This is a genomic window from Methylocystis sp. H4A, assembly GCF_015709545.1.
Taxonomy (GTDB): Bacteria; Pseudomonadota; Alphaproteobacteria; order Rhizobiales; family Beijerinckiaceae; genus Methylocystis; species Methylocystis silviterrae.
Window position 1 is genome coordinate 1 of sequence record NZ_JADNQY010000025.1, and the last position, 21,404, is coordinate 21,404.

General features: G+C 61.1%; 35 protein-coding genes and 1 tRNA gene. 27 read left to right on the plus strand and 9 right to left on the minus strand.

Annotated elements, in window-relative coordinates; genetic code table 11:
* The 5 genes from IYW40_RS11510 to IYW40_RS11530 all read left to right on the plus strand — a co-directional run.
* Nucleotides 1-1,271, plus strand: a 1,271-nt coding sequence (locus IYW40_RS11510; protein WP_196400549.1) for a site-specific integrase, incomplete at its 5' end; no start/stop codon positions are given.
* Nucleotides 1,272-1,364: 93 nt separating this feature from the next.
* Nucleotides 1,365-1,919: a hypothetical protein gene (locus IYW40_RS11515; protein ID WP_196400550.1), complete on the plus strand. Its 555-nt coding sequence runs from the start codon at nucleotides 1,365-1,367 to the stop codon at nucleotides 1,917-1,919.
* Complete coding sequence (locus IYW40_RS11520) at nucleotides 1,916-2,281, plus strand: hypothetical protein (RefSeq protein ID WP_196400551.1); 366 nt, start codon at nucleotides 1,916-1,918, stop codon at nucleotides 2,279-2,281. The genes IYW40_RS11515 and IYW40_RS11520 overlap by 4 nt, the downstream gene beginning before the upstream one ends.
* Entirely contained in the window at nucleotides 2,278-2,499 is a 222-nt protein-coding gene (locus tag IYW40_RS11525) for a hypothetical protein (protein WP_196400552.1), read from the plus strand. Before IYW40_RS11520 ends, IYW40_RS11525 begins: the two co-directional genes overlap by 4 nt.
* A gap of 406 nt (nucleotides 2,500-2,905) precedes the next feature.
* Nucleotides 2,906-3,070: a hypothetical protein gene (locus IYW40_RS11530; protein ID WP_196392331.1), complete on the plus strand. Its 165-nt coding sequence runs from the start codon at nucleotides 2,906-2,908 to the stop codon at nucleotides 3,068-3,070.
* Between the two features lie 95 nt (nucleotides 3,071-3,165).
* Here IYW40_RS11530 and IYW40_RS11535 read toward each other — a convergent pair whose 3' ends face one another.
* The gene (locus IYW40_RS11535; protein ID WP_196400553.1) at nucleotides 3,166-3,735 is read right to left on the minus strand and encodes a hypothetical protein; all 570 of its coding nucleotides are present in this window, start codon (nucleotides 3,733-3,735) and stop codon (nucleotides 3,166-3,168) included.
* A 278-nt stretch (nucleotides 3,736-4,013) separates the two neighbouring features.
* Nucleotides 4,014-4,208: a hypothetical protein gene (locus tag IYW40_RS11540; protein ID WP_196400554.1), complete on the minus strand. Its 195-nt coding sequence runs from the start codon at nucleotides 4,206-4,208 to the stop codon at nucleotides 4,014-4,016.
* Between the two features lie 152 nt (nucleotides 4,209-4,360).
* On the opposite strand from IYW40_RS11540, the gene IYW40_RS11545 reads away from it, so the two are divergent.
* Nucleotides 4,361-4,717 carry a hypothetical protein gene (locus IYW40_RS11545; protein ID WP_196400555.1) on the plus strand — a complete coding sequence of 119 codons (357 nt, stop codon included), beginning with the start codon at nucleotides 4,361-4,363 and terminating at the stop codon, nucleotides 4,715-4,717.
* A 10-nt stretch (nucleotides 4,718-4,727) separates the two neighbouring features.
* Here the strand turns inward: IYW40_RS11545 and IYW40_RS11550 are convergent, their stop codons facing one another.
* The 3 genes from IYW40_RS11550 to IYW40_RS11555 form a co-directional block, all read right to left on the minus strand.
* Nucleotides 4,728-5,003, minus strand: coding sequence for a hypothetical protein (locus IYW40_RS11550; protein ID WP_196400556.1), 276 nt, complete (start codon nucleotides 5,001-5,003; stop codon nucleotides 4,728-4,730).
* 20 nt (nucleotides 5,004-5,023) lie between these two features.
* The gene (locus IYW40_RS22110) at nucleotides 5,024-5,158 is read right to left on the minus strand and encodes a hypothetical protein (RefSeq protein ID WP_281432877.1); all 135 of its coding nucleotides are present in this window, start codon (nucleotides 5,156-5,158) and stop codon (nucleotides 5,024-5,026) included.
* A gap of 541 nt (nucleotides 5,159-5,699) precedes the next feature.
* The gene (locus IYW40_RS11555) at nucleotides 5,700-6,188 is read right to left on the minus strand and encodes an invasion associated locus B family protein (protein WP_196400557.1); all 489 of its coding nucleotides are present in this window, start codon (nucleotides 6,186-6,188) and stop codon (nucleotides 5,700-5,702) included.
* A gap of 276 nt (nucleotides 6,189-6,464) precedes the next feature.
* On the opposite strand from IYW40_RS11555, the gene IYW40_RS11560 reads away from it, so the two are divergent.
* The gene (locus IYW40_RS11560) at nucleotides 6,465-6,878 is read left to right on the plus strand and encodes a helix-hairpin-helix domain-containing protein (RefSeq protein ID WP_196400558.1); all 414 of its coding nucleotides are present in this window, start codon (nucleotides 6,465-6,467) and stop codon (nucleotides 6,876-6,878) included.
* Nucleotides 6,879-6,913: 35 nt separating this feature from the next.
* On the opposite strand, the gene IYW40_RS11565 is transcribed toward IYW40_RS11560, so the two are convergent.
* Both IYW40_RS11565 and IYW40_RS11570 read right to left on the minus strand, forming a co-directional pair.
* Entirely contained in the window at nucleotides 6,914-7,084 is a 171-nt protein-coding gene (locus IYW40_RS11565; protein WP_196400559.1) for a hypothetical protein, read from the minus strand.
* A gap of 54 nt (nucleotides 7,085-7,138) precedes the next feature.
* Nucleotides 7,139-7,519, minus strand: a complete 381-nt coding sequence (locus tag IYW40_RS11570) for a PRC-barrel domain-containing protein (protein WP_196400560.1) — start codon at nucleotides 7,517-7,519, stop codon at nucleotides 7,139-7,141.
* A gap of 265 nt (nucleotides 7,520-7,784) precedes the next feature.
* Between IYW40_RS11570 and IYW40_RS11575 the strand changes: the two genes are divergently transcribed.
* From IYW40_RS11575 to IYW40_RS11655, 17 genes are all read left to right on the plus strand, one after another.
* Nucleotides 7,785-8,210, plus strand: a complete 426-nt coding sequence (locus tag IYW40_RS11575) for a universal stress protein (RefSeq protein WP_196400561.1) — start codon at nucleotides 7,785-7,787, stop codon at nucleotides 8,208-8,210.
* A 428-nt stretch (nucleotides 8,211-8,638) separates the two neighbouring features.
* The gene (locus IYW40_RS11580) at nucleotides 8,639-8,836 is read left to right on the plus strand and encodes a hypothetical protein (protein WP_175092920.1); all 198 of its coding nucleotides are present in this window, start codon (nucleotides 8,639-8,641) and stop codon (nucleotides 8,834-8,836) included.
* 76 nt (nucleotides 8,837-8,912) lie between these two features.
* The gene (locus IYW40_RS11585; protein ID WP_196400562.1) at nucleotides 8,913-9,134 is read left to right on the plus strand and encodes a hypothetical protein; all 222 of its coding nucleotides are present in this window, start codon (nucleotides 8,913-8,915) and stop codon (nucleotides 9,132-9,134) included.
* Between the two features lie 302 nt (nucleotides 9,135-9,436).
* A complete protein-coding gene (locus IYW40_RS11590) occupies nucleotides 9,437-10,609 on the plus strand; it encodes an integrase arm-type DNA-binding domain-containing protein (RefSeq protein ID WP_196400563.1) in 1,173 nt (390 codons plus the stop codon).
* 2 nt (nucleotides 10,610-10,611) lie between these two features.
* Nucleotides 10,612-11,133, plus strand: a complete 522-nt coding sequence (locus IYW40_RS11595; protein WP_196400564.1) for a hypothetical protein — start codon at nucleotides 10,612-10,614, stop codon at nucleotides 11,131-11,133.
* A 72-nt stretch (nucleotides 11,134-11,205) separates the two neighbouring features.
* A complete protein-coding gene (locus tag IYW40_RS11600; RefSeq protein WP_196400565.1) occupies nucleotides 11,206-11,421 on the plus strand; it encodes an AlpA family phage regulatory protein in 216 nt (71 codons plus the stop codon).
* Nucleotides 11,418-11,684, plus strand: a complete 267-nt coding sequence (locus IYW40_RS11605; protein ID WP_196400566.1) for a hypothetical protein — start codon at nucleotides 11,418-11,420, stop codon at nucleotides 11,682-11,684. Before IYW40_RS11600 ends, IYW40_RS11605 begins: the two co-directional genes overlap by 4 nt.
* Entirely contained in the window at nucleotides 11,681-11,890 is a 210-nt protein-coding gene (locus IYW40_RS11610; protein WP_196400567.1) for a hypothetical protein, read from the plus strand. Before IYW40_RS11605 ends, IYW40_RS11610 begins: the two co-directional genes overlap by 4 nt.
* On the plus strand, nucleotides 11,871-12,293 hold the full coding sequence (locus IYW40_RS11615; protein ID WP_196400568.1) for a hypothetical protein: 423 nt from the start codon (nucleotides 11,871-11,873) through the stop codon (nucleotides 12,291-12,293). Before IYW40_RS11610 ends, IYW40_RS11615 begins: the two co-directional genes overlap by 20 nt.
* 279 nt (nucleotides 12,294-12,572) lie before the next feature.
* Nucleotides 12,573-12,929: a hypothetical protein gene (locus IYW40_RS11620; protein ID WP_196400569.1), complete on the plus strand. Its 357-nt coding sequence runs from the start codon at nucleotides 12,573-12,575 to the stop codon at nucleotides 12,927-12,929.
* Nucleotides 12,926-14,533 (plus strand): terminase TerL endonuclease subunit, encoded by a 1,608-nt coding sequence (locus tag IYW40_RS11625; protein ID WP_196400570.1) that lies wholly within the window; start codon nucleotides 12,926-12,928, stop codon nucleotides 14,531-14,533. Before IYW40_RS11620 ends, IYW40_RS11625 begins: the two co-directional genes overlap by 4 nt.
* 32 nt (nucleotides 14,534-14,565) lie before the next feature.
* A complete protein-coding gene (locus IYW40_RS11630; RefSeq protein WP_210327258.1) occupies nucleotides 14,566-14,862 on the plus strand; it encodes an HNH endonuclease in 297 nt (98 codons plus the stop codon).
* Complete coding sequence (locus IYW40_RS11635) at nucleotides 14,846-16,108, plus strand: phage major capsid protein (RefSeq protein ID WP_196400572.1); 1,263 nt, start codon at nucleotides 14,846-14,848, stop codon at nucleotides 16,106-16,108. The genes IYW40_RS11630 and IYW40_RS11635 overlap by 17 nt, the downstream gene beginning before the upstream one ends.
* Nucleotides 16,109-16,738, plus strand: coding sequence for an HK97 family phage prohead protease (locus IYW40_RS11640; protein ID WP_196400573.1), 630 nt, complete (start codon nucleotides 16,109-16,111; stop codon nucleotides 16,736-16,738).
* Nucleotides 16,738-17,253 (plus strand): hypothetical protein, encoded by a 516-nt coding sequence (locus tag IYW40_RS11645; protein WP_196400574.1) that lies wholly within the window; start codon nucleotides 16,738-16,740, stop codon nucleotides 17,251-17,253. The genes IYW40_RS11640 and IYW40_RS11645 overlap by 1 nt, the downstream gene beginning before the upstream one ends.
* The gene (locus IYW40_RS11650; RefSeq protein ID WP_196400575.1) at nucleotides 17,253-18,317 is read left to right on the plus strand and encodes a hypothetical protein; all 1,065 of its coding nucleotides are present in this window, start codon (nucleotides 17,253-17,255) and stop codon (nucleotides 18,315-18,317) included. Before IYW40_RS11645 ends, IYW40_RS11650 begins: the two co-directional genes overlap by 1 nt.
* A 15-nt stretch (nucleotides 18,318-18,332) precedes the next feature.
* Nucleotides 18,333-18,905, plus strand: coding sequence for a hypothetical protein (locus IYW40_RS11655; RefSeq protein WP_196400576.1), 573 nt, complete (start codon nucleotides 18,333-18,335; stop codon nucleotides 18,903-18,905).
* A 360-nt stretch (nucleotides 18,906-19,265) separates the two neighbouring features.
* Here IYW40_RS11655 and IYW40_RS11660 read toward each other — a convergent pair whose 3' ends face one another.
* Nucleotides 19,266-19,535, minus strand: a complete 270-nt coding sequence (locus IYW40_RS11660) for a hypothetical protein (protein ID WP_196400577.1) — start codon at nucleotides 19,533-19,535, stop codon at nucleotides 19,266-19,268.
* Between the two features lie 115 nt (nucleotides 19,536-19,650).
* Nucleotides 19,651-19,740: transfer RNA gene (locus IYW40_RS11665), tRNA-Ser, on the minus strand.
* Between the two features lie 52 nt (nucleotides 19,741-19,792).
* Between IYW40_RS11665 and IYW40_RS11670 the strand changes: the two genes are divergently transcribed.
* Genes IYW40_RS11670 through IYW40_RS11680 form a run of 3 tightly spaced genes read left to right on the plus strand, consistent with a single transcriptional unit; the run spans nucleotide 19,793 to nucleotide 21,389 of the window.
* Nucleotides 19,793-20,239 carry a gamma-glutamylcyclotransferase family protein gene (locus tag IYW40_RS11670; protein ID WP_196400578.1) on the plus strand — a complete coding sequence of 149 codons (447 nt, stop codon included), beginning with the start codon at nucleotides 19,793-19,795 and terminating at the stop codon, nucleotides 20,237-20,239.
* On the plus strand, nucleotides 20,236-21,093 hold the full coding sequence (gene panC / locus IYW40_RS11675; protein WP_196400579.1) for a pantoate--beta-alanine ligase: 858 nt from the start codon (nucleotides 20,236-20,238) through the stop codon (nucleotides 21,091-21,093). The genes IYW40_RS11670 and panC overlap by 4 nt, the downstream gene beginning before the upstream one ends.
* Nucleotides 21,090-21,389 (plus strand): acylphosphatase, encoded by a 300-nt coding sequence (locus tag IYW40_RS11680; protein WP_196400580.1) that lies wholly within the window; start codon nucleotides 21,090-21,092, stop codon nucleotides 21,387-21,389. Before panC ends, IYW40_RS11680 begins: the two co-directional genes overlap by 4 nt.
* Nucleotides 21,390-21,404 lie beyond the last annotated feature (15 nt).

Genomic DNA, 21,404 nt, shown 5'->3' on the forward strand with positions numbered 1-21,404 from the left:
CGGACAGGACGGCGCGGAGCGTAGGGCCGGGCAAGCATGCCGACGGCGACGGCCTCTATCTCGTCGTCTCGCCTGCCGGCGGCCGGAAATGGGTTCTGCGCTATCAGATGGACGGAAGGCGTCGGGATATGGGCCTCGGTCCCTATCCCGAAACATCGCTTGCCGCGGCGCGGATGGCGGCGCTCTCCGCCCGGACCAAAATCGCGCAGGGCGTTGACCCTCTGGCCGCGCGGGAAGAAGCCCGGAAGGCGTCGCGGCCGATCCCTACCTTTGCCGATATTGCTAAAGATGTGATCGCAGAGGCGCAGGCCAGGACGAGCAACGCCAAGGTCGCCTATCAGTGGGAACGCCACCTCGGGCCGGCCTATTGCGGGCCGCTGCTGGCAAGGCCGGTCAATGAGATTACGACGAGTGACGTGGCGGCGGTCCTCAAGCCGGTCTGGCGCAACAAGCCGGAGGTCGCCCGCAAGCTCTATCCCGCCATCCGGCGCGTTTTCGAAAGCGCCCGCATCGTGCTTCGTGACCAGCACGGCCTTTCGATCGACAATCCGGCCCGGTGGGACGATCTTAAAGCGCTCGGGTTCAGCGCTCCGACGCAGTTATCGCGCGGCCGTCATCCGTCCTTGCCTTATGAGCAAATGGCGGCCTTCACCGCGGCGCTTCGTCAACGAGACGCCATCGCCTCTCGGCTGCTCGAATTTCTGATCCTGACGAATGTGCGGACAGGGACGGCGCTCAGTGCCGAATGGCGCGAGTTCGATTTGGACGCGCGCGTCTGGACGATTCCGCCCTCGAAGCTGAAGGACAAGAAACACCGCAAAGAGCCGTTCCGCATTCCGCTTGCGCCTCGCGCAGTCGAGATACTGAAGGACCTTGAGGCCGTTCGGGTGTCGCGCTTCGTGTTCCCGAGCGCGACCGGCAAGCCGTTGAGCAATATGGCGATGCTGGTCCTGCTCAAGCGGATGAATAGCGGCGAGACAAAATGGATTGATCCCGCGAGCGACGGCAAGGCGATCGTTCCGCACGGTTTCCGGGCAGCCTTTCGGACGTGGTGCGAAGAGGTTGCGCGCTTTCCTCACGCCGTCGTTGAAGAGGCGATGGGCCATGTCGTCGGCACAAGCGTCGAGCGCGCCTATCGCCGGACGGACGTTCTGGAGCAACGGCGCCTATTAATGGAGCAATGGGCTGCGCATTGCGAGCCACGCTCCGCCGACAATGTTCTCAAGTTTCAGAAATCGGGCGGTCCCCCGCCTGATAAAGCGGCCGGGTGAGGTGCTGATCTCGCCTCCCCCGGCCTACCACAACGCGAAGGATAGAGGTTTCGCATCATGGCTAAACAATCTCTTATACCATCGCGGCGGGCCATGCTCGCCGGCCTTGCCGCTGCGCCCGTCGCCGGGCTTCCTGCCATTGCTGGCGTCGTCGCGGAAGCCGACCCGATCTTTGCGGCCTTCACCGAATACGAACGCGCGAAGGTGGCCAAAGACTTGATCATGGAAGCTGCTGATGATTTGCGGGGCGATACCGCGGCAGCGATTAAAGCGGCCGGCCTAGACCCGAGGGAAATTCTCACCGCTCGACGATTGGAAACTTGGCGTGAGATGGGGCTTTGCTCCGATGAGGACTATGAGGCGGGTCTGGCCGAGCTCGAAGGCCCACCAAGCGAATATCAAAAAATGTGGATGCGCCTCGAAGAGGCGGAAGACGCAGACATGGAAGCGAGCCAAGTAGCCGGCGCAACTGAGCGCGCATTCTACGAGACAGCCCCGACGACGCACGCGGGCGCCTTGCGGCTGCTCCGTCACCTCGCTGACTTTCTCGACGAAGATGACGTGGTCAATGACCTTTACCTCGGTGACGTAGTGGGCGACGCCATCCGCAATGCAATCGCGGTGCTGGACCAGGAGGCGCGGTCATGAGCAACATAATCAAGTTTTCGGACGCGCGCGATCGTCGGCGCGGCAAGGTCCCCCGCCATGCTGACGTGCTGTCCTTTATGAAGCGGCGGAAACCAAGGGGAACAGGCATAAACTATTGGGCCGTGAAGCCCTCGGGGAGCTACTCTCGAGACTGCGAAACCGGCCGCGCGCTCGCGGGCGAGTATCTATCCTTCATCGGTCGATATCCCACGAACGGCAACGCCACTCTCCTAAATAGCATCGTGCGCGACATGGCGGGGCGACGCCAAATTGGCGGGCTGGAAATTGGCTTCCTCCGTTGCGTTAACGAGCATGCGATGGTCGCGGCGACGACGCTGGCCTGTCTGGATGCGCGTCGATGACTGACCTCAGCAACGTCAAGGCGCGGCTTCACCGTCTGCCGCTTCGCACCATCATTGCGATAACGTGGCGGATCAAGCTCGCCCGGCTCTTCCTTAGGCTCGCGCGCGTCACGGACACATACGAGGGCGTGGCGACGCGAATGTCTCGCCGCATCGTCGAGAGCGCCGAGCGTTGCGCCTGCAAGTCGGACTATCTGCGGCGAAGGCTGAAACCGTGACCTTTGACCGCGCCGCGATCCTGAGGGACGCTCACAAGCGAGCCCGAGACGGCAAGCGCCTCGGGCTCGGCTGGACATTCGGGCAATGCCTGAAAACGGGCTGGGCTGCGGCGAAGGATCGGCGCAAGGATCATGCTCGAGGATTTGCGGCGTAAGGTGTGACGGATTAAGCTTTCTACACTTCGCCGGTTTTGATCTCCTCTTTGCCGGCGCCAGGACGCCCCGACCGTGGATGTAACGGCGGGGCGTTTTTTTGTTTCGTCGCCGTAGCAAGCAGGTCGCTCTCGGTTACGTTGGACTCCTGCGAGTGGCAATGCTAGCATCCGACTGCGTCTAAATGACGCACGTCCCGCAAAAGCGCATAGAAACAAAGTGCGGCTCCTGGGACGGAGCAGGAGGAACGCCCATGGCAAGAGAACTCGAAGTCACCTCTAGCACGTATTTATTCGCTGGAATCGGCGCCGTAATCATCGGCGGTCTGGCCTATGCAGCTCTCGGCGGTCTTTCGAACACAATCGCTGCTGCGGTGGTGGGCGGTTTGGCGGGCGGTTGCCTAGGGCTTTTCTTCTAATCAGCAATTAGGTCGACGCAGGGTAGGTTTGGCTCTGCGCCGGCCGATCTTTGCTCAGAACATTATCTGACAGCGTTCAGTCTGGATCGTCAGGCCTATGCCGCCAGCCTATGAACATGCACGTCGTGGCCTCCATTGTTCTGCATGGCAGACATGGCGGCGCGTTCGTGTTCTTCGGTCCGGGTTCGCGCCCACAGCAACAGACCGCCGCGCGCTAATTGCGCCTGCACCCAATTGCGCTGACGACGTCGAATGAATGCGCCGACGCCCAGGCCAATCACGCTGGCGGCCATGCCAGCGCCAATGCCCGCAAAGATCGCCTCGGCGAAACTGCCGTAGATGGTCCAAACGGCGATCGCGCCAGCAGTGGCGCCGACATAGAAGAGCAGGCCGATGAGCGCAGCTTTGCCTTCATTAAGCGACTCGGCTTCGATGTAGGAGATGCGAGGAGCTTCATCGCTGTCCTCGATTTCGACCGAGCGTTTCGATCCAATCTTTTCGCGCGTCCTCGCGTCTTCGGTGAGCAGGCTGATTTCGGATCTGTCGAACCCGTGAATCATCAAATAGTCAATGGCGGACTGCAGCTTATCAAGCGAATCGAACAGGCCTACGACTTCGGTAAATTCGCGGTGCTGTTCGAGCGCAGCCGTTTCATTCGATTCCATGGAGTTCCTCCCGAAGCTCGTACTCTTGAATCGAAGCCGGCCTCTGTGTGCGCCCTTGCCCCATCTAAGCGGGCATTCGCCGTGTGGCCGTTGTATCAAATATCAGCATGCCCCCGCTTGAAGCTTTCGACAAGGCCAAGCCGTAACGGAGCCGTGGCGTATTGGAAACTCCAAGCCCCAGCGACGTGCTCAGCGCGAAGATCGGCGATCGTTAGAGGGGCGGGTTGCCTGCATCCGGGGAAGATAGCGGCGGCCCGCGGCGCTCGTCGCTGCTACTATCAGAGCCCCAAGAACCCCAGAAAGCCCTTTTTCTTTTTGAGGCGTTGAACGTCTGCGGCTTCACGGCGAACCGACTCTCGGAGTTCGAGGATTTTTTCGTCGGGGATCGAGAAGTCGATTGCGGACAACGCCAGATTCCGGCGAGCGCCTGCAAGTTGTTCTTGCATGTAGTCGGCTAGGTGCTTTTTCGCCATGTCGTCCGCCTGATTATCCTGCTAATCGTAACGTATCGGGCGGCGACGATTATGACACAAGCGTAGCCACTGAGCCCGCGATAATTTGAGCTGGCGCCCGGCCGCCCTAAAGGCTAACTTTCTGCCGGCGGGGATTTCTGGAGACGCGCGCGATGAAGCGCCTTGTTCTCGTCGACCGAACGAGCAATCGAGTTTCCGGCGACACGTCGGCTCTCGGGCCGCATGCGCGAAATTGGGCCGCGATCGTCGACCAGTTTGACGATGATACCGCGGGCCTGGCCGCCTGCGCGGCGCGCTTTCTGGACCAGAGCTTGGGCAAGACGGCTCGCGACTACATCTTCACGCCATTCGCCGCAGATCGAGACTCAGACGGCTATCTGATTTTTGACTGCAGCGGTTGCGAGGATGGGTCGGCTTCGATCATGTCCGATCAGGTAGATACGGACGAAGCAATCTACGCCATTATGACGAGCTGCTTTTATGTCGGCTACGTTCGACGCGACCATTGACGATCAGGCCTCAGTCTAGCTGACTGCGTGAAGTCTTAGCTTCTAATTCGCCCAACAACAGCTGAAGCTCACCGGGCAACGGCTCGACCGTAATCTTGGCGAGCTTAAATTGAAGCTGCTTGCCGATCTGGAGCGTGGCGTTAGCGGATTGCTCCTGAAACTCACGCGCAAGCACGCCTCGCCATTCATCTGGCCGTAGTTCTTTCATCACGTCCCGCCCCTCGTGTTTTTCGCAGCCCGCCAAAAGCGCTAACCGATGCGCGGCGGTTTCGTTCCACAATTTCATTGAAAAATCGGTCTCGCGCTTTACCCCGGCGCAACCAACGCCGGATCGGCGTCGCAGACGCCAGAGCGGTTTACCTGCGGCGAGACAATCCATTCCTGCAAGGCGTCCTCGGGCGGCGCGCGCAGCAATGAAAAATGCGGATTGTTGCCCGCCATCCAAGCGCCAGCGTCGCGCCAATCTAGGATCACCGGCATTCGAGCGAAAGCGCGGCATCCAATCGCTGGCGCGACCGGCGATGGTCGTCCCCGAGTCGACTATCGCTATTTCCAGTGCACGCAGCGGCGCTGGCCCAAGCCGTGGGTCGAGCTAAAACGCCGAGTCCATTTTATGCACCGCTTGCCCTCAGGTGGGTGGACTGCTGCGCCTGGCCTAATTCTGCCGGCCTTCTGGACGAAAGACGTCGACCCAAAATCTTCCGGCGGGAGCGAGGGACGCATTGGTCCCGCCGAAACTGACGTAGTCGCTGCAACGAAAAACGCTCCGCAAAGAGCCACGAACAAAGCGGTCTTCAAACTCCTGCTCATTTTTTCCTCCCGTAATTTCAAGTCTACGCTGAAAAGGTAGATCGCCGCGGTGCTGCGTCTACTGCCCCCGGACCGAATGCGGGGCGTCCGGTCGACGTCGGGTTGACGCTTGCGGTGCGCCCGATACGGCGGCACAGATGCTGAGTGAAGCGACCGCACATGCCTTCGACTTTCACTCTCGCAGCGCATTGTAGCCGTCTTTGAAGCCATCAAGAGCGAATATGTGGCGAAGCCCCTCACCGGGGTTAAAGTAGATCGTTATTAGCAAGTTTTTGCCGCTGAGCATCTTGCTCATCAGGTCGTTGCCGATAGCGCCTTCAGTAGCACAGGTAATCTGAGTGCATCTGAAGAATGGTAGCTTCGGGAATTCAGTCTCGTCGACTTTGATTCCCACGCCTTCCAACAAGAAAGTTCCCAGCGGCGCGAAAACTTGAATCACTCCATTGGGCATGCCAGCCGCTTTTCGGACAGCAACCATCAATCCGACATTCGGCTGTTCCTCGGACACCGCTTTTTGGACCAACGCGCATACCTTGACGTTATTCGTCGACGGTGAGCACTGCGTTTCCCAAGCGCCGATTTTTGATGTTTCGAGCTGCTGCGCTAGCGCGGCGCCCGCTAAAAAATCAGCGAACAGCAGACAGGCGAGAACACTAAACAATGACCGTCTACTGCATTGCATTGGAGAGCCTTGTTATTCACATGCGCAGCCTGCGCACCCAAGCGTCGCGCTAACAATCGCTTGTCCGATACTACGGTCAATCCGGCAGGACCTGAACCTCCCTAGCGCCGCATTCCGGCAAACGAAACGCCGGGTCTTCGGCAGGTCGATAAAGACGAAGCCCGCGGGCGCTCCCCTGTGGACCGTGCGGTCAAATTCACGGGCTTCGCAACTTTTGCTGGGCGCTTCCCAAATTCTACTTTCGTTAAATGAGCAATGAACGGCGCCCTCAGCAACGGTTCAGCCGCTCTGGGTGACATTGCGGGCGTGGATCGAGACGAGGTCTCGACACGGGCCAAGCCCAGGAGTTCATCCATGACCCGCATTGCTCTTCTTGCCGCTGCTTTGATCGTTTCCGCGGCCGCTCTGGCCGAGACGACGTCCGCAATGAAGCCTGTCGCGCCGAGCGTTGCCCAGGCGCCTATCGCGAAAACGGCAACCGAGTCGCAGCGGCTCGACCTCAATTCCGCCACTCTCGACCAGCTTACGATGGTTAACGGTCTCAACAAGCACCTCGCCGAGGCGATCGTGAAGGGGCGTCCCTTCAAGAGCGTGGACGACCTCGCAACGAAGAAGATTCTTTCCGTGGATGTCTTCAGTGAGGTCAAGGACCATTTTATCGTTCGCTGATCAAATTGCGCAGCATAAGACGCCTCCGAGCCCGGTCAGCGATGGCCGGGCTTTTTCGTGAGATGGTCGATGTCTTCAGCACAAATCGCCGAGCGGTCCTCGCACCGGAGCTGGCCGCCATCCGCGCCGCGCTTGAGGCCGCCGGCGTCAAATTCACGAATGGCGATGCGCCTGGCGTGAGGCTGAAAAAAGCCCGCGGCTCTCACGGCCGTGCGCAAGGTGGCTAACGATGGTCTCTGTGAGAGGCGCCGTCCCGCCAATTATTGCTGCCCGCCGATTTCTTGCCAATAAGGCCGAGCGCTATAATGCTGATGCACGCGCGTCTCCCACTCACGATCCATCCAGCTTTCGTCCGTGTAGTCCGGCGCGCGCTCGACCAAGTCCTGGGTGACATCCGCGAAGTATCCACGACAGTCTCTGTCGTATTTCAGCGATGTCCAAGGCAATGGATGATGGCCGGGATGCAGGCACATGTAGCCGCAAAATTCGACGACCGCGTAAAGAACGCGGCCCGATTCCATATCAATCATGAAATGGTCGATCTTGCCGATTTCCTTGCCACTCTTATCGTAAACGGCCGCGCCATCGATGTGCTGGCTCGATATCAGGTTGATTTTCGGATTTGAGGCTGCAGTCGCCATTGCGCTCTCCTATGCGTAGGACGCCGCCCGCCACCTTCCAGCAACGCTCCTTCTCACGCTCTTTGAGACGGATCGGACGCCTCGCATCAAAGGCAAAGGCCAGCGGCGCCATTCACACCGTAAACGCATGACCCTGTGCAATGTTCCTGGACCGCCTTCGAACGGCCGAGAGCACGATGCTTGCAAAGATGTGCGTAAGAGACCGTTGCCTCGGCACTAAAGCTCCGCATCTTACTTCCTAAAAGGGTGAGCCAAGGAGGCGAAGATGTTCAAAAAGATTCTTGCTGCGATCGATCTCACCGAATCTCAGATGACCATGCAAGCAATCGACAAGGCTGGGGCGCTCGCCAAGGCTTTCAATAGCGAACTCAGGCTGGTCAATGTGCAGACGCTGATTCCCATCGCCTTCCTCGACTACGTCAAGGGAAATTTCGAAAAGGATATTCGGCAAGGCCTTGAGAAGGAGATCGCGGCCCTAGCGGCTAGCATCGATCATCCGACAGGCCGAATCTCGACCGTTGTGCTGTTCGGTCCCGTCTATCAAAAGGTTCTGGCGGAGGCCGAGGAGTGGGGCGCCGAAGTCGTCGTCGTAGGCTCCCACCGGCCAGGAATGGATCGGTTTCTCATTGGCTCCAACGCCGGCGCCATCGTACACCACGCAAAGTGCTCCGTGCTCGTCGTGCGGCAGTAGCAGCTACGGGGTGCAGGATAGCCCAACCGCAACAAAGGGCGAGCATGCCATGACCGATCGACGCCCATACAACGGCGCTAGGTAGCCATAACTGCCATGGATGCCGACAAGACAACAATTGAGCGAGCGTTCGAACTTGCTCGCTCCGGAGATTGCAGAAGGGTCGGCGATATCGTCGCACGCCTTGACCGCGAAGGATACGACGGGCGTCAGATCCAAGGTTCCGTCCTAAAGAAGCAGCTTGCGCGCCTGATCGAAGAGGCGCGGAAAGCTGACGACGGGCGAGGCTCGAAGCCAGCGGATGAACCATAAAAAGCCCGCGGCTCTGAACCGCGGACAAGTAGTTGACAGGAGTCGTTAGAGAGGCGACGCCGGCCAAGTAGCGCCGAGGCAAGCGTGGCAGGCCGAGCGCCGCACGGACCAATACGATGACCGAAGCTGAGAAGCTGATACGAGGAATAGAATCGCTGCGTGAGACTATCCGGCGCGAGTGGTTCAACATCAGGCTGGATACTCTGACGCATGATGACCGAGTCGTCATTCGAGAGCATATCGAACGCTGCCACGCCGATCTGAAAATCCTGCTGGATCGGCTATGGAATTTGGATGACGGAAATTCAAATTAGCCGCCCTATTGTCGGTTCAATTCGGCTCGTAGCGCCTTATTTGACTAAGGCGATCTGCAGTCAGGAAGGAGCCCGTATGCATCAGGATTTGATCGACGAGGCCTTCCGGGCCGCCAATAGAATGGCCGCCGATCGCGGGATAAGCCTCGACGGAACTGCGCTGATGCGGGCTGTGCTTGCTGTCGCCGGGGAAGGCGACGGGCAGAACGAGCCTGAAGAAATTGCCGAGGATGCCATGGAGCTATTGGGCAAGGGCAACGGGGTCTCATCCTCTCGGCGAGGCCGCAGACCATTCTGATTTCCAGCGCTGCGCGCATCGGGGTCAAGGCGTCATTGTTGAAGTAACAGCATCATGCTGTCCGTCGCATCGCCTCAAAGGGTGAAATCAGCTCAAGCGCCGTCGCAATGTAATACTCAGAGTGATACCGTCGCGGGGGTAAATTCAGATTAGCAATAAAATCCAGTAACTTATAGTTACAAGTTGGCGGAAGGGGTGTCCGACGTTCCGCCGTTTTTGCTGTCCATACTGTAGATAAGCTATTGATATTTACGGTATGGACGATATGGTGCGTTTCGCGGTTATGACAACAGGACGCGAAATTGGCCAGGCGGAAGCTGTCCGAAACGGCGATCAAACGCCTCGATAAGCCGGGTATCTATTCCGACGGCGACGGGCTTTTCCTGCGCGTGCGCGACGGCGGCTCCCGGCAATTCGTTTTTATCTATCGGCGCGGCAAGACGCGCACAGAACTTGGCTTGGGCGGCTATGGGCAGGGAACGGCGCCCGTATCGCTGGCGCTGGCGCGCGAAAAGGCCGACGCGATTCGTGACAAGCTGGCGCGCGGCTTCGATCCCACTGCGGAGCGTAAGCCGCCCCGCGTCATAACCTTCAAGCATTGCATGGACGAGCTTCTTGCCGCGAAGGCGGGCGAATGGACCAATGAGAAGCATCGGCAACAATGGGAAATGACCCTGCGCGAATATGCGAAGCCGCTGCATGACCTCGCGGTCGCCGATATCGCTTTGGGCGACGTCAAGGCTTGCATCCTCCCGCACTGGCAGGAACGGCCGGAGACGGCCGACAGGCTTCGCTCGCGCATTCAAGCCGTGATTGATTACGCGATCGCCCACGAATGGCGCGTGGCGGCCAATCCGGCCCGCTGGAAGGGGCTCCTCGACAAGGTGATGCCGGCCCGCCGCAAACTACAGCGCGGTCACCATCCCGCGCTCGCCTATGCCGCAGTCCCGGAAATGATGGCGGCGCTACGCCAGTCGGGCGGCGTTGCGGCGCGCTGCGTCGAATTTCTCGCGCTGACGTGCGCGCGCAGCGGAGAGGCGCGCGGGGCTACGTTCTCAGAAATCGACAGGGAAGCCCGCACGTGGACGGTTCCAGCCGAGAGGATGAAATCTGGCAAGACGCATGTCGTGCCGCTGTCCGACCGCGCGCTGGCAATTGTCGAGGCCATGCGCCAGCGCGCGACGTCCGACCTCATTTTCGGAGGCGGCGTCGACGGTCGACCGATTAGCGACACCGCGATGACGAAGGCGCTTCGCCTCGCGTCGCCCGACAAGGCGGCGACGCTTCACGGGATGCGCTCGGCGTTCCGAGATTGGGCCGGCGACAAGACGACGTTCCCGCGCGAGGTTGCCGAAGCAGCGCTCGCCCACAGCGTCGGCAACGCAGTGGAGCGCGCATACCGCCGGGGCGACGCGCTCGATAAGCGGCGGGCGCTGATGGCCGCATGGGGCGAATTCTGTGCGACGGCGGCATAGCGATGGCTGACATCACGCATAAGATGGTCTTCGAATGTCTGGACGAAGACTTGCGGAATACTGTCAGTCTTCGCGAGAGCAGCATCAATGCGCTGATTTCCGCGCTTCGCGTCGACAGCGCCCCGAAATGGTCGCCCAACAGAGTGCGAGCGCAGCGCGCAATAGACGAGTTGCGGCGCACGCTTCCGAAGATCGCGGACGCTTATCGCAATCCGCCCGAAGGTTACGATCCAGAGGATTTCAGGCCCTGGGCCGATTCGCTCACACAATGGATCGAAGCCGCGCCGACGCTCGTTGATAGACGCGGCTGGTCGCGGGGCAAGCATCCGAAGTGGCATAGACCGGCGTTGGCGGCTTGGAAATTCTATCGGCAAATTGATCTAAACGCCGGCCATTCCAAAGACGGGCCTGTCACACGGTTCATCTCCCGACTTCTTGAAAAGGGGGGCTTCGGAAAAGTCGAGCAAGCCGCTATCGCGAAATTCCTTGGACGCATGAGACGGCGCACCGCGACAAATTCGTGAGGATGGATTTGTCGCGAGACGCGGCGCGCGCCATGAATATCATGCCGAGCCATTCCGTAACGAGGAGTGGCGATGACCGACACCGAAACCCCCATCCTGATTAGCGTGGCCGGAGCCGCGAAGCTCACGAGCCTTAGCCGCACGGCGATTCACAGATACCGCCGCGAAGGGCGTTTCCCCGAACCAGTCCCGCTCGGCGAGCGCCGCATAGCGTTCCGCCGCGCCGATGTTATCGCGTGGATCGAGGCGCGCATCGCCGATGGACGGGCGCGGAGGGTGGCGGAATGAGCGACAGACGCAAAAACGCCGCCCCGACTGGCATCGGAAGCGGCGTTGAAACGGAAATGCTAGACAGCGAACGCGTTTTTAGCATTTCGGCGCAGCGGACCGCAAGCGAATCCGCCATCAAAGAGCCCCTCTTGCCGCGGGTCGAAGCCGCCCGGCTGCGCGACGCAGAGGCGCGCGCACGAATCGCGCGCGGCGAAGATTACCGGCCAACGAGCGACGATTTGCTCGAAGAGCGCGCCTGGCGCGGCAGGGGGCGCCGATGACAGACCTGAAAGGCTTCGTCGACCGGCTTTCGGATGCCGTCGACGCGCTGCTCGAACTGATCGACGCTCTCGACGGCGACGCGGAGGTGGAAGACGACGCCCCGCTGGAAGACGACGATCCCGCCGAGGAAAGCGACCCGCTGGAAGACGACAGCGAAGACGCCGAGCATGACGGCCGAGAGCCGGATGACGGCCATGAAGCATGAGCGCAGGCGCCGCAACTACGAGGGGCGCTTCGTCGCGGTGCCTCTCGCCCTCATAGAGACGGACGCCTGGCGGGGGCTGTCGGGAACGGCCGCCAAAGCCTGGGTGAGCGTCTGCGCTCTTTACGCCGGCTCGAACAACGGTTTCATCGCCGTGTCATCACGGGCACTCGGCGAGAGGATTGGCTGCCATTATACGACTGCCGCCGCCGCTCTTCTCGAACTTGAGAACGCCGGATTCCTTCGTCGCGTGAAGGCGTCATCGTTCTCGCAGCGACGGCTCGCCGCCGAATATCGGCTGACGCATCGTCCCAATGACGTGACCGGCGAGGGGCCGACGCATGAATACAAACGGCCGAAACTGGCGGCCGATAACGTCGTCAGTCTTCCCGCGAAGGGCGCTTGAAGGGCGGCTTCCATAGTAGGGCCTGCCCTACGCATAGGAGGGCCTGCCCTACTATCCAGTAGGGTATACGCTACTATGGATTTTCCATAGTAGGGCCTGCCCTACTGTATTGGGCCATTTCGCCAACCCCATAGTAGGGCACACGCTACACATATAGTATACCAGGTAGGGCGCGAGCTTCGTTTGAGGCCATTCTGAAGGCAAAAATAGCGGGCGGCTCGAAATCGGGTGCGATCGGCCATCCTTGCGGGCAGGCACGCACGGTATTATAATACCACAATGGGATTGCTCGACGGCGGCCTTGCATCGGACATCGCGGCGGCGCTTGGCGACGTGGCGATCGACGTGACGCTGACGCGCGAGGAAGAGATCGGACCCGGCCCGAACCCGTGGGACCCGCCCATAACCGCGCCCGTCGATTACCAGTGTCTCGGCTGGCTCGACGCCTTCGACGCCTCGTGGATCGCGCAAGGGCTCGTGCAAGAGAGTGACGTGCGCGTCATCATCATCGCCACTTCGCTCGCCACGACGCCCGTGCTCGGGGACGCGCTGACCGTTGGCGGCCAAACCTTTCTCATTGCCGGCGTCCGCCACGATCCCGCGCTCGCCACCTGGGATTTGGTGGGGCGCGCATGACGCCAAAGCCAAACCGGAGCCCCCGTAGCGACTTTGGTGGGGGAGTAAACGAGGGGGCGGGGTCTTCCTTCGGCGGCGCGCGTAAGAAGGGCGCTGCAGCTTCGGCGATCGCCTTCATTGAAAAGCTTTTGATCCCGGAAGGGCCCCGGGCTGGCCAGCGGCTGAAGCTGGCGGGCTTCCAGAAGGATTTCATTCGCGGGGCCTTGGCGCCGGGGGTTCAAGTCGGGGTCCTCTCAGTCGGGCGCGGCAATGCGAAGTCGGCACTTTCGGCTTCGATAGCTTTGGCCTCGTTGCTTGGCGAAGCGGGCGATAGACAGCCCCGGCGAGAAATCGTCCTGGCGGCGCGGACACAGGCGCAGGCGGGCATCCTGCATCAATTCGCTATCGGGTTTTGTCGCAGCCTTCCCGAAGAGGTGCAGTCGGAATTGATCTTTCGGCGCTCGCCGCGGATGGAAATCGAATACACAGGCGACGGCGGCGGCCACAAGATCATGGCGATCGCGGCCGAGGGCAGGAACGCGCTGGGTCTGGCGCCGACGCTTTGCGTGATGGATGAGCGCGGCCATTGGCCGGTCCCGCAAGGCGACGATTTGGAACATGCGCTGACTTCGGCTCTCGGCAAGCGCAATGGCCGGGCGCTGATAATCAGCACGTCGGCGGCGAATGACGTGCATCCCTTTTCGAAATGGCTGGACGAAGATCAGTCCGGCGTTTTTAGGCTTGAGTTTCGCGCGCCGGATGGCTGCGCGCTGGACGATATAGAAGCCATCAAAGCGGCTAATCCGGGCGCGCTCGCTGGTATTGGTTCCTCGCTCGAATGGTTGCTTGCACAAGGTAGAAGAGCGCAGGAACGCGGTGGGAGCGAGGCGACGGCCTTCCGCCTCTACAATCTTAATCAGCGTGTTTCAGACGAAAACCGCGACGTTGTTTTGACGGTCGACGAATGGCTTTCATGCGAGGTGACGGACCTCCCCGCGCGCGAGGGTCCGTGCGTCATCGGCGTCGATCTGGGGGGCTCGGCGTCCATGAGCGCCGCGTCCTATTACTGGCCGCAGACGCATCGCCTCGAATGTTGGGCGGCTCTTCCCTCAAAGCCTTCATTGCTCGCGCGTGGCGAAAGCGACGGCGTGAAAGATCGCTATGTCGAGATGCAGAAGCGTGGCGAGCTTGTGACGATGGGCGCGCAAACTGTGCCAGTGAAGCAATGGCTGGCGGAAGTCGCGCGCCATGTCGACGGCGAGAAAGTCGCCTGCATCGTCGCGGACAGGTTCAAGCGTGCGGAACTGGCGGACGCTATCGACGCATCCGGGCTTCGTTGTCCTGTTATCTGGCGAGGTTTTGGATTCCTCGACGGAAACACTGATCTCAGTTTGTTCAAGCGGAAAGTCCTCGACGGCGAGGTGAAAGCGGAACCGTCTTTGCTCTTGCGCAGCGGTTTTAGCGATGCAGTTGTTTTGCGCGATCCGGCCGCGAACATGAAGCTAGCCAAGGGGCGCAGCCTTGGGCGCATTGACGCGGTTGCAGCGACTATTATCGCGGTTGGCGAAGGCGCACGCATGACCTCGCGGCCGGTGAAGCAAGCGAGGCAAGCCTTATGGGTGTAGCTCGCAAGGAGTATCAGCGCCACGGCGCGCGGGTGTTTCGCGATAAGCGCTGGCCTGCGTTGCGCATGGCGGCGAAGCGCCGCGACAGCTTCAAATGCGTCGAATGCAGCGCGCGCGGTGATCTTGAAGTGGATCATGTGAAGCCGGTGCGGACGCATCCCGAATTGGCGTTCGAGTTGAGCAATCTTCAGTGTCTATGCGTCGCCTGCCACGCGAGAAAAACGCGCATCGAGGTAGGTTGGGAAGAAAACATTTCTCCCGCGCGACGTGCTTGGAAAGACTTGGTGCGCGATCTTCAGAAAGGAACGGGTGATGTTGGAATCGGTTAAAATCTCTCGGCGTCAGTCGGAAATTCGACAGGCGCTTGCGGGCCTTGTCGGCAAGAGCGATGCGAGCGAAGACGAAATTCGTTCAATGGAAACGATGGACGCGGAATACCGCACCAACGAGACGCGCTACCGCGCCTCTTTGATCGCCGAAGACAACGAGCGTCGCGAGGCCGGCAAAGACTTGGAGACGCGCGGCGATCGTGAATGCGCCGACTTGGTGAGCAAGTTCGAACTGCGCCAGGTTGCTCTTGCGCTTGACGAAGGCCGCGCGCTTAACGGCCAGACGGCGGAAATCGTGACCGAGATGCGCGCCAAGGGCGGCTATCGAGGAATCCCGGTTCCGTGGGGCGCGCTCGAACGTCGCGCAGGCGAAACTGTCGCCTCGGGCATTTTCGATCCGAAACAGGTTCGCCCTGTAATTGACAGGCTGTTCCCGGATAGCGTCGCCGCTCGCATGGGCGGACAGATGATTGCGATCGACTCCGGCCTTGTCGAAATTCCGCTCACGACTTCAAGTGTGACGGCCGGCTGGGCGGCGAACGAAACCAGCAACGTCGCCGGGCCAACGGTTTTCGCGACGACTGAGCGCACGCTTTCGCCCGAACAAAATCTCGGCATCCAGGTCAAACTGACGCGCCAGTCCATGAAGCAGAGCGGCGACGCGCTTGAACAAGCCGTGCGACGCGATATCAGCGGCACGATGCAGACGGTGCTCGATAGCGCCGTGTTCAATGGCGCGGGCGCTGCCGGCGTTCCGTTGGGCGTCATCGCCGGGCAGGCGACTTACGCATATGGCACAACGGCGGTTAGCGCCGCTGCGAGCGCCGCCGCATTTCGAGCCGTTGCGGCGACGTTCATCGGCGCCAATGCCGCGAATGGTCCGGGCGACGTGCGGGTGTTAATGCATCCTCAAACCTGGTCCTACATGGATGGCCAGTTGGTGACGAATACCGCCGTCAGCCAGTGGGACTTGCACGTCAAGAATTTCTCGGCCGGCAACAATGTCCTGTCGACGCTCGCGACGCTCACGGTGGGAGCTCCTGACACTTCCGTTGCCTTGCTCACGACGAATGCGGGCGGCGTCGCGCCGTTTGTGATCGGCGCTTGGGGCGGCATCGACATGATCCGCGATCCGTATTCGGACGCGCAGGCGGGCATGTTGCGATTGACCGCTTTGGCGACTTTCGACGTGAATATTCTTCGCTCCGCGCAGCTTCACCTGTTGACCGCGCTGACGGTTGAATAAATGCTGTTCGGCGCTTTCGAAGTCGCTGATCTTGAGGTGCGCGCGTCACGCAATGGCGCGCGCACGATCAAGGGGCGCTTCCCGTATAAGCGGAAGGCAACGCTTTCCGCTGGCGGGAAGAACGGCCGGCCGCGCAAAGAACAATTCATGCCTGGCGCGTTCGACTATTCGTTGAACGATCCAAGCGCGCCGGACATTCATTTGCTAAGTGGCCACGACTTCGCGAAGCCGCTGGCGCGCAAAAGCGATGGCTCGCTCGCGTTCAATGACACGCGCGAGGCGCTGACTTTCCGCGCCAACATTCGGCCGGAGATTGCGTCGACAAGTTTTGCACTGGACCTGTTCGCGCTGATCTTGTCCGGCATGGCGACGGGCGTAAGCCCCGGCTTTCGCGTTCCGCCGCCAGACGTTGTTCCGAATGCGGAAGTTGTCGAGGAAGAAGCCCCTTCACTCGGCAATGCGCTAATACGCTCGCTTTTCGCTGTGATCTTGTTCGAGTTGAGCATCGTTGTTCGCCCGGCTTACCCGGAAAGCGAAGCGACAGTAGAAGAGCGCAATTGGTCGCTGACCGAAAGCAATCTTGTTGTTCCCGCGAAGCCGCGCCAATTCAGCGCAACAAGGTGGCGATAATGGCAGAGACGTTGCGAGAAATCGAAGGCGCGCCGGCTTCATATCCAGCGAGCGGCATTTCGCCGGAGCCTTCAAACGCCGCTGTCGTGTGGCAGCGATGCGAAAGCTATATCGCGTATCGCTGGACGCCGCGCACGATTGAATGGGTCGCCGAAGGTCCGGGCCATTGGGTTCCGCCTTTGGCGCCGGCGACAATCTCGACCACGGAATGGTGGAACGGCTCTGCATGGGAGGCAGCCACCATCCCGCCGTCGCCGCTCGGCGGATACGACCTGCCAGGATGCGCGCTGTATCGGTTCACGGGAACTGTCGGCGGCGGGACTGCGCCGGCCATCGTGCTGGAAGCCTTCAAGCGCCTTTCCGCTTACATGCTCGCATCTTCGCCCAAGCCGGGCGTCGCATCTGTGACGGCTGGATCAGTTTCCATCGCCTATCGCGGCGACGCATGGACGGCGAAGGCGATGCAGGATTCGGGCGCGAGTGATCTATTGCGGAAATTTCGGAGGGCTGCTTGATGGCGTGGCGCTGGCCCTGGCAGAAACAGACGATCGAAAAGCGCTCCGCCATGTCGGGTTTCACGGCTGAATTGATGGCCGCGCGCGAGGCATATATCAGCGGGCGAAGCGGCCTCGCTGAACTGACGAGCGCGGCGCAATCCTGCATCAGTCTATGGGAAAACGGATTCGTGCTCGCGAAGGTCGAGGGGACCGATTTGCTCACGCGCTCCAGCATGGGCGTGATCGCGCGCGCTCTTGCGCTTCGTGGCGAGTATGTCGGCTTGCTGCGCGACGATGGCCTTGTGCACGCGAGCGACTGGGACGTTAGGACGGTCGACGGCAAGCCCCGCGCCTATCGCATCAGCATATCGGAAGCCGGCGGCGGGATGCAGGTCACGGCGCTCGCGGCCGAAGTCATTCACGTCCGCATCGGAAGCGACGTGAGCGCGCCATGGGCCGGGCAGGCGCCATTGCGCAGAGCTTCGATAAGCGCTGGATTGCTTCAAGCCGTCGAAAGCGCCATTGCAGAAATCTATGAAACCGCGCCCCTGGGCTCCCAAGTCTGTCCCATGCCGGAGCAAGCCGAAGTCGATTTGACGGCGCTCGGCCGATCCTTCAGCGGGAAGCGCGGCAAAGTGCTCTTGCGAGAATCGGTCGCCGTATCTGCGGCGGGCGGGCCAGTGCCGGCGATCGATTGGCGGCCCGCTGGGCTCACGCCCGATCTTCGCGGCGCCATGACGGTTGAAACGCTCGAAGCCGCGCGCCATGCGATCTACACTGTTTTCGGCGTTTTGCCTGCGGCTTTCGACAAGGCGACGACCGGCCCTTTGGTTCGAGAATTCCAACGGCATCTCGGGCAATGGGTGCTTCAACCAATGTGCGAATTGGTTTCCGAACAAGTTTCCGAAAAGACCGGCGCGAGCGTTCAGATTGATTGCATGACGCCAAGCCAGGCTTTCGACGTTGGCCAGGCCGCGCGCAGCTTCGCGACGCTCGTCGAAGGCATGGCCGCCGCCAAAGAGGCCGGCTTGGACGAAGGGGCCGTCGCCGCCGCGTTCCGGCGGCTCGATTGGGAGTCCTGACGATGAGGCGCAACCATGAAAAAGTTAGCGCGTCATCGGCGGATCACGATCAGGGACAGGCTGGCGGCAATCATGCGGCGTGCGGAGCCGACGCCGTTCGCGGTCGAAGCGCCTTGCCGATACGGCGTGCGCGTCGCGCTTATCCTTCAGGGCTGGCGATGGCCTGAAGCCGACGCCGAAGCCGCGTTGCTCACGCAAGCCGCGCTGCAACTCATCGGCGCGAAGCGGCCCACATGGATGATGGGCCAGCCCGAATATTGCCAGGACGGCGTGATGGCTGTGCAGCGCGAGCGATGCGTGCGCTGCGGAAAATCGGTTCCCGACGATCGGCGGCTCTTTTGCTCGGACCTGTGCGCCAAGGCGACGCATCTCGATCGGCAACGCGAGCGATGGAACGAAGAGAACTATGCGCAATGGAAAAGCCTCAAAGCCGCGTGGATCGAAAGACAGCCTGAGCAAAAATGCCCAGCTTGTGGAATCGCTTTTCGGCCCAAGCGCCTCGGGCAAAAATTCTGTCGCTACGAGTGCTCGAACGTCGATCGACGACATACCGGACGAAGTATGCGCCCGATGCGGGAAGGGCTTTGAGCCGAAGGTTTTTTGGCAGAAGTATTGCTCGCTCAAATGTAAGGAGGCGTCGCACAAGGCGTTCGAACGCCAGTGGCGGCAATCGCTTCGGGACAAGATGCGCTGTCAGTTTTGCGGCGGCGGCATGAACAACCTTCCCCGGCACGCGAAATATTGCAGCGTGTCTTGTCGATGCAAGGCGCAGTGGGTGCGCCAGGCCGGGCCGCTGGCGCCGGTCTGCATAGACTGCGGCGGACCTATCGAGGGCGTCACGCGCCGGGATACGAAGCGGTGCGCGATCTGCAACCGGCTCGAAGCGCGCCGAAGAACCCGGGAATCGGCGAGGGCGCGCCGGAGGGGTGAGGCTCCTGGCCTTCAACCTTAATGGGGGCGCTCGCGGTCAAGATGCATTCCTTCGAGCAAATATTTTGAGACGTAACTTAGCTCCGCCTCTGTAGCACCAGCAAGAATAGAAGCTTCAGTGCCGATCACTGCGATTTGAGAAATGAAACTTAATAGATCGTCCTTTGTGAGATCGTTCTTCGCTTCGCCCGCCGTATGGCAGATGAGTGTGATTTTACACAAGCTTTCAATGAGCCCCGTATAGGGAATATCTTCAATCAGGCGGCCTCTAAGGTCTTTGATTTCCATTTTCGCTCGACTCCAAATGAATGACCTCGGGCACAATGCGGCTGCGCGCTGAGTTATGGCAAGCCCTATGACACGTCCAAATTTTGATTCTAAGTGTTTGATTTAATTAGAGGTGTGGCGGAAGGGGTGGGATTCGAACCCACGGTGGAGTCGCCCCCACGCCGGTTTTCAAGACCGGTGCCTTAAACCACTCGGCCACCCTTCCGCGTCGGTCGTGATATAGCACGCGTCGTGTTTTTCGCGACCCGGATTTGCGCGTGCCGCTCTACTTCGCCTATGGCTCCAACATGGACGCCGCCGCCATGGCGGGTCGCTGTCCACGGTCCCGGCTGCTCGGGCGGGGACGGCTTGCCGGCTTCAGGACGATTCTCATGCCTTCAGGCTTTATCAGCGTCGCGACGGACCGCCGCATGAGCGTTCACGGCGTGCTGTGGGACGTCGCGGTCGGCGACGTCGCCGCGCTCGATCGCTACGAAGACGTCGCCCATGGCCTTTACGCCAAGAACAATTTGCCGATTCTGCGCGAACCGGTCGGTTCGGTCCGCGCGCTGACCTATGTCGGCGCGCGGCCAGATCTTGGCGCGGCGCCCCGCGGTTATTTCGAGGGGGTCATCGCCGCGGCGCGGGCGCAAGCGCTGCCCGGCCCGTATGTCGACTATCTCTCGAGCCTGCTTGCCGCTCAGCAATCAGGGCGACGATCATGAATGCAAAAACGCCTATCGTCGGCGCCGTCGACGAACTGCGCCGCTATGTGCGCGCGCGCCGCGCCGCCGGCGAGCGCATCGGCCTTGTGCCGACCATGGGCGCGCTCCACGCCGGCCATCTGTCGCTTGTGGAGGCGGCGTGTCAGGCGGCGGACCGCGTCATCGTCACGATTTTTGTCAATCCGGCGCAGTTCGGCCCGAAGGAAGATTTCGCCCGTTATCCGCGCACGCTTGCGGCGGATGTCGAGAAGCTTTGCAGCGTCGCCGCGGATCTCGTCTTCGCGCCTGCCGTCGACGAGATCTATCCCCCGGGCTTTTCGACGAAAGTCGTGCTCGAGGGGCCGGCGACCGCCGACCTCGAAGACCGATTTCGGCCGACGCATTTTTCCGGCGTGGCGACGGTGGTGACGAAGCTGCTCAATCAGGCGCAGGCCGACGTCGCGGTCTTCGGCGAGAAGGATTACCAGCAGCTCTTGGTGATCAAGCGTCTCGCGCGCGATCTCGACATCGCCACCGAAATTGTCGGCGCGCCGACTCTGCGCGAGGCCGACGGCCTCGCCATGTCGTCGCGCAACGTCTATCTCTCCCGCGAGGACCGCCAGCGCGCAAAAGATTTACACGGCGCGCTGAGCGAAGCGGCTCGGCGCATCTTGAAGGGCGAGAACATCGGCGCCGCGACGGGCGCGGCGCGGGACGCGCTGACCGCTGGCGGATTCGAGGTCGACTATCTCGAAGCGCGTGATGCCGAGACGCTCGCCCCAGTCTCCTCTCTCGCGGATGGTCCCATTCGTCTGCTCGTCGCGGCGAAGCTCGGCGCGACGCGGCTCATCGACAATATCGCGGTTCAATCATGAGCGATCGGGAGACCATACGCCTTTTCGTCGAAGGCCGGGTGCAGGGCGTCGGCTATCGCGCGTTTCTCGTGCGTGAGGCGCTCGCGCTCGATCTCACCGGCTGGGCGCGCAACAGGCGCGACGGCGCGGTCGAGTCGGTCGTCTCTGGGCCGCGCCCGGCGCTCGAGGAGCTTATCGCTGCGGCGCGCCGGGGCCCACGGCTCGCGCGAGTCGACGCGCTGCGCGAGGAGCCGGCGGATGAAGCCGCGCTCGTCGCGTTTTGCGGCGCGGGATTTTCCGTCGCCCCTGACGCGTGAGCTGGAGACGAGAAT

Excerpts from the sequence above, each read along its gene's own strand:
- IYW40_RS11615 (WP_196400568.1), top strand. The coding sequence starts at position 11,871 with ATGACGGCCATGAAGCATGAGCGCAGGCGCCGCAACTACGAGGGGCGC.
- IYW40_RS11655 (WP_196400576.1), top strand. The coding sequence starts at position 18,333 with ATGAAAAAGTTAGCGCGTCATCGGCGGATCACGATCAGGGACAGGCTG.
- IYW40_RS11570 (WP_196400560.1), bottom strand. The coding sequence starts at position 7,519 with ATGGCGACTGCAGCCTCAAATCCGAAAATCAACCTGATATCGAGCCAG.
- IYW40_RS11645 (WP_196400574.1), top strand. The coding sequence starts at position 16,738 with ATGGCAGAGACGTTGCGAGAAATCGAAGGCGCGCCGGCTTCATATCCA.
- IYW40_RS11560 (WP_196400558.1), top strand. The coding sequence starts at position 6,465 with ATGAACGGCGCCCTCAGCAACGGTTCAGCCGCTCTGGGTGACATTGCG.
- panC (WP_196400579.1), top strand. The coding sequence starts at position 20,236 with ATGAATGCAAAAACGCCTATCGTCGGCGCCGTCGACGAACTGCGCCGC.
- IYW40_RS11600 (WP_196400565.1), top strand. The coding sequence starts at position 11,206 with ATGACCGACACCGAAACCCCCATCCTGATTAGCGTGGCCGGAGCCGCG.
- IYW40_RS11585 (WP_196400562.1), top strand. The coding sequence starts at position 8,913 with ATGCATCAGGATTTGATCGACGAGGCCTTCCGGGCCGCCAATAGAATG.
- IYW40_RS11650 (WP_196400575.1), top strand. The coding sequence starts at position 17,253 with ATGGCGTGGCGCTGGCCCTGGCAGAAACAGACGATCGAAAAGCGCTCC.
- IYW40_RS11540 (WP_196400554.1), bottom strand. The coding sequence starts at position 4,208 with ATGGCGAAAAAGCACCTAGCCGACTACATGCAAGAACAACTTGCAGGC.
- IYW40_RS11640 (WP_196400573.1), top strand. The coding sequence starts at position 16,109 with ATGCTGTTCGGCGCTTTCGAAGTCGCTGATCTTGAGGTGCGCGCGTCA.
- IYW40_RS11610 (WP_196400567.1), top strand. The coding sequence starts at position 11,681 with ATGACAGACCTGAAAGGCTTCGTCGACCGGCTTTCGGATGCCGTCGAC.
- IYW40_RS11515 (WP_196400550.1), top strand. The coding sequence starts at position 1,365 with ATGCTCGCCGGCCTTGCCGCTGCGCCCGTCGCCGGGCTTCCTGCCATT.
- IYW40_RS11680 (WP_196400580.1), top strand. The coding sequence starts at position 21,090 with ATGAGCGATCGGGAGACCATACGCCTTTTCGTCGAAGGCCGGGTGCAG.
- IYW40_RS11580 (WP_175092920.1), top strand. The coding sequence starts at position 8,639 with ATGACCGAAGCTGAGAAGCTGATACGAGGAATAGAATCGCTGCGTGAG.
- IYW40_RS11535 (WP_196400553.1), bottom strand. The coding sequence starts at position 3,735 with ATGGAATCGAATGAAACGGCTGCGCTCGAACAGCACCGCGAATTTACC.
- IYW40_RS11545 (WP_196400555.1), top strand. The coding sequence starts at position 4,361 with ATGAAGCGCCTTGTTCTCGTCGACCGAACGAGCAATCGAGTTTCCGGC.
- IYW40_RS11530 (WP_196392331.1), top strand. The coding sequence starts at position 2,906 with ATGGCAAGAGAACTCGAAGTCACCTCTAGCACGTATTTATTCGCTGGA.
- IYW40_RS11620 (WP_196400569.1), top strand. The coding sequence starts at position 12,573 with ATGGGATTGCTCGACGGCGGCCTTGCATCGGACATCGCGGCGGCGCTT.
- IYW40_RS22110 (WP_281432877.1), bottom strand. The coding sequence starts at position 5,158 with ATGGCGGGCAACAATCCGCATTTTTCATTGCTGCGCGCGCCGCCCGAG.
- IYW40_RS11595 (WP_196400564.1), top strand. The coding sequence starts at position 10,612 with ATGGCTGACATCACGCATAAGATGGTCTTCGAATGTCTGGACGAAGAC.
- IYW40_RS11635 (WP_196400572.1), top strand. The coding sequence starts at position 14,846 with ATGTTGGAATCGGTTAAAATCTCTCGGCGTCAGTCGGAAATTCGACAG.
- IYW40_RS11550 (WP_196400556.1), bottom strand. The coding sequence starts at position 5,003 with ATGAAATTGTGGAACGAAACCGCCGCGCATCGGTTAGCGCTTTTGGCG.
- IYW40_RS11525 (WP_196400552.1), top strand. The coding sequence starts at position 2,278 with ATGACTGACCTCAGCAACGTCAAGGCGCGGCTTCACCGTCTGCCGCTT.
- IYW40_RS11575 (WP_196400561.1), top strand. The coding sequence starts at position 7,785 with ATGTTCAAAAAGATTCTTGCTGCGATCGATCTCACCGAATCTCAGATG.
- IYW40_RS11605 (WP_196400566.1), top strand. The coding sequence starts at position 11,418 with ATGAGCGACAGACGCAAAAACGCCGCCCCGACTGGCATCGGAAGCGGC.
- IYW40_RS11625 (WP_196400570.1), top strand. The coding sequence starts at position 12,926 with ATGACGCCAAAGCCAAACCGGAGCCCCCGTAGCGACTTTGGTGGGGGA.
- IYW40_RS11520 (WP_196400551.1), top strand. The coding sequence starts at position 1,916 with ATGAGCAACATAATCAAGTTTTCGGACGCGCGCGATCGTCGGCGCGGC.
- IYW40_RS11660 (WP_196400577.1), bottom strand. The coding sequence starts at position 19,535 with ATGGAAATCAAAGACCTTAGAGGCCGCCTGATTGAAGATATTCCCTAT.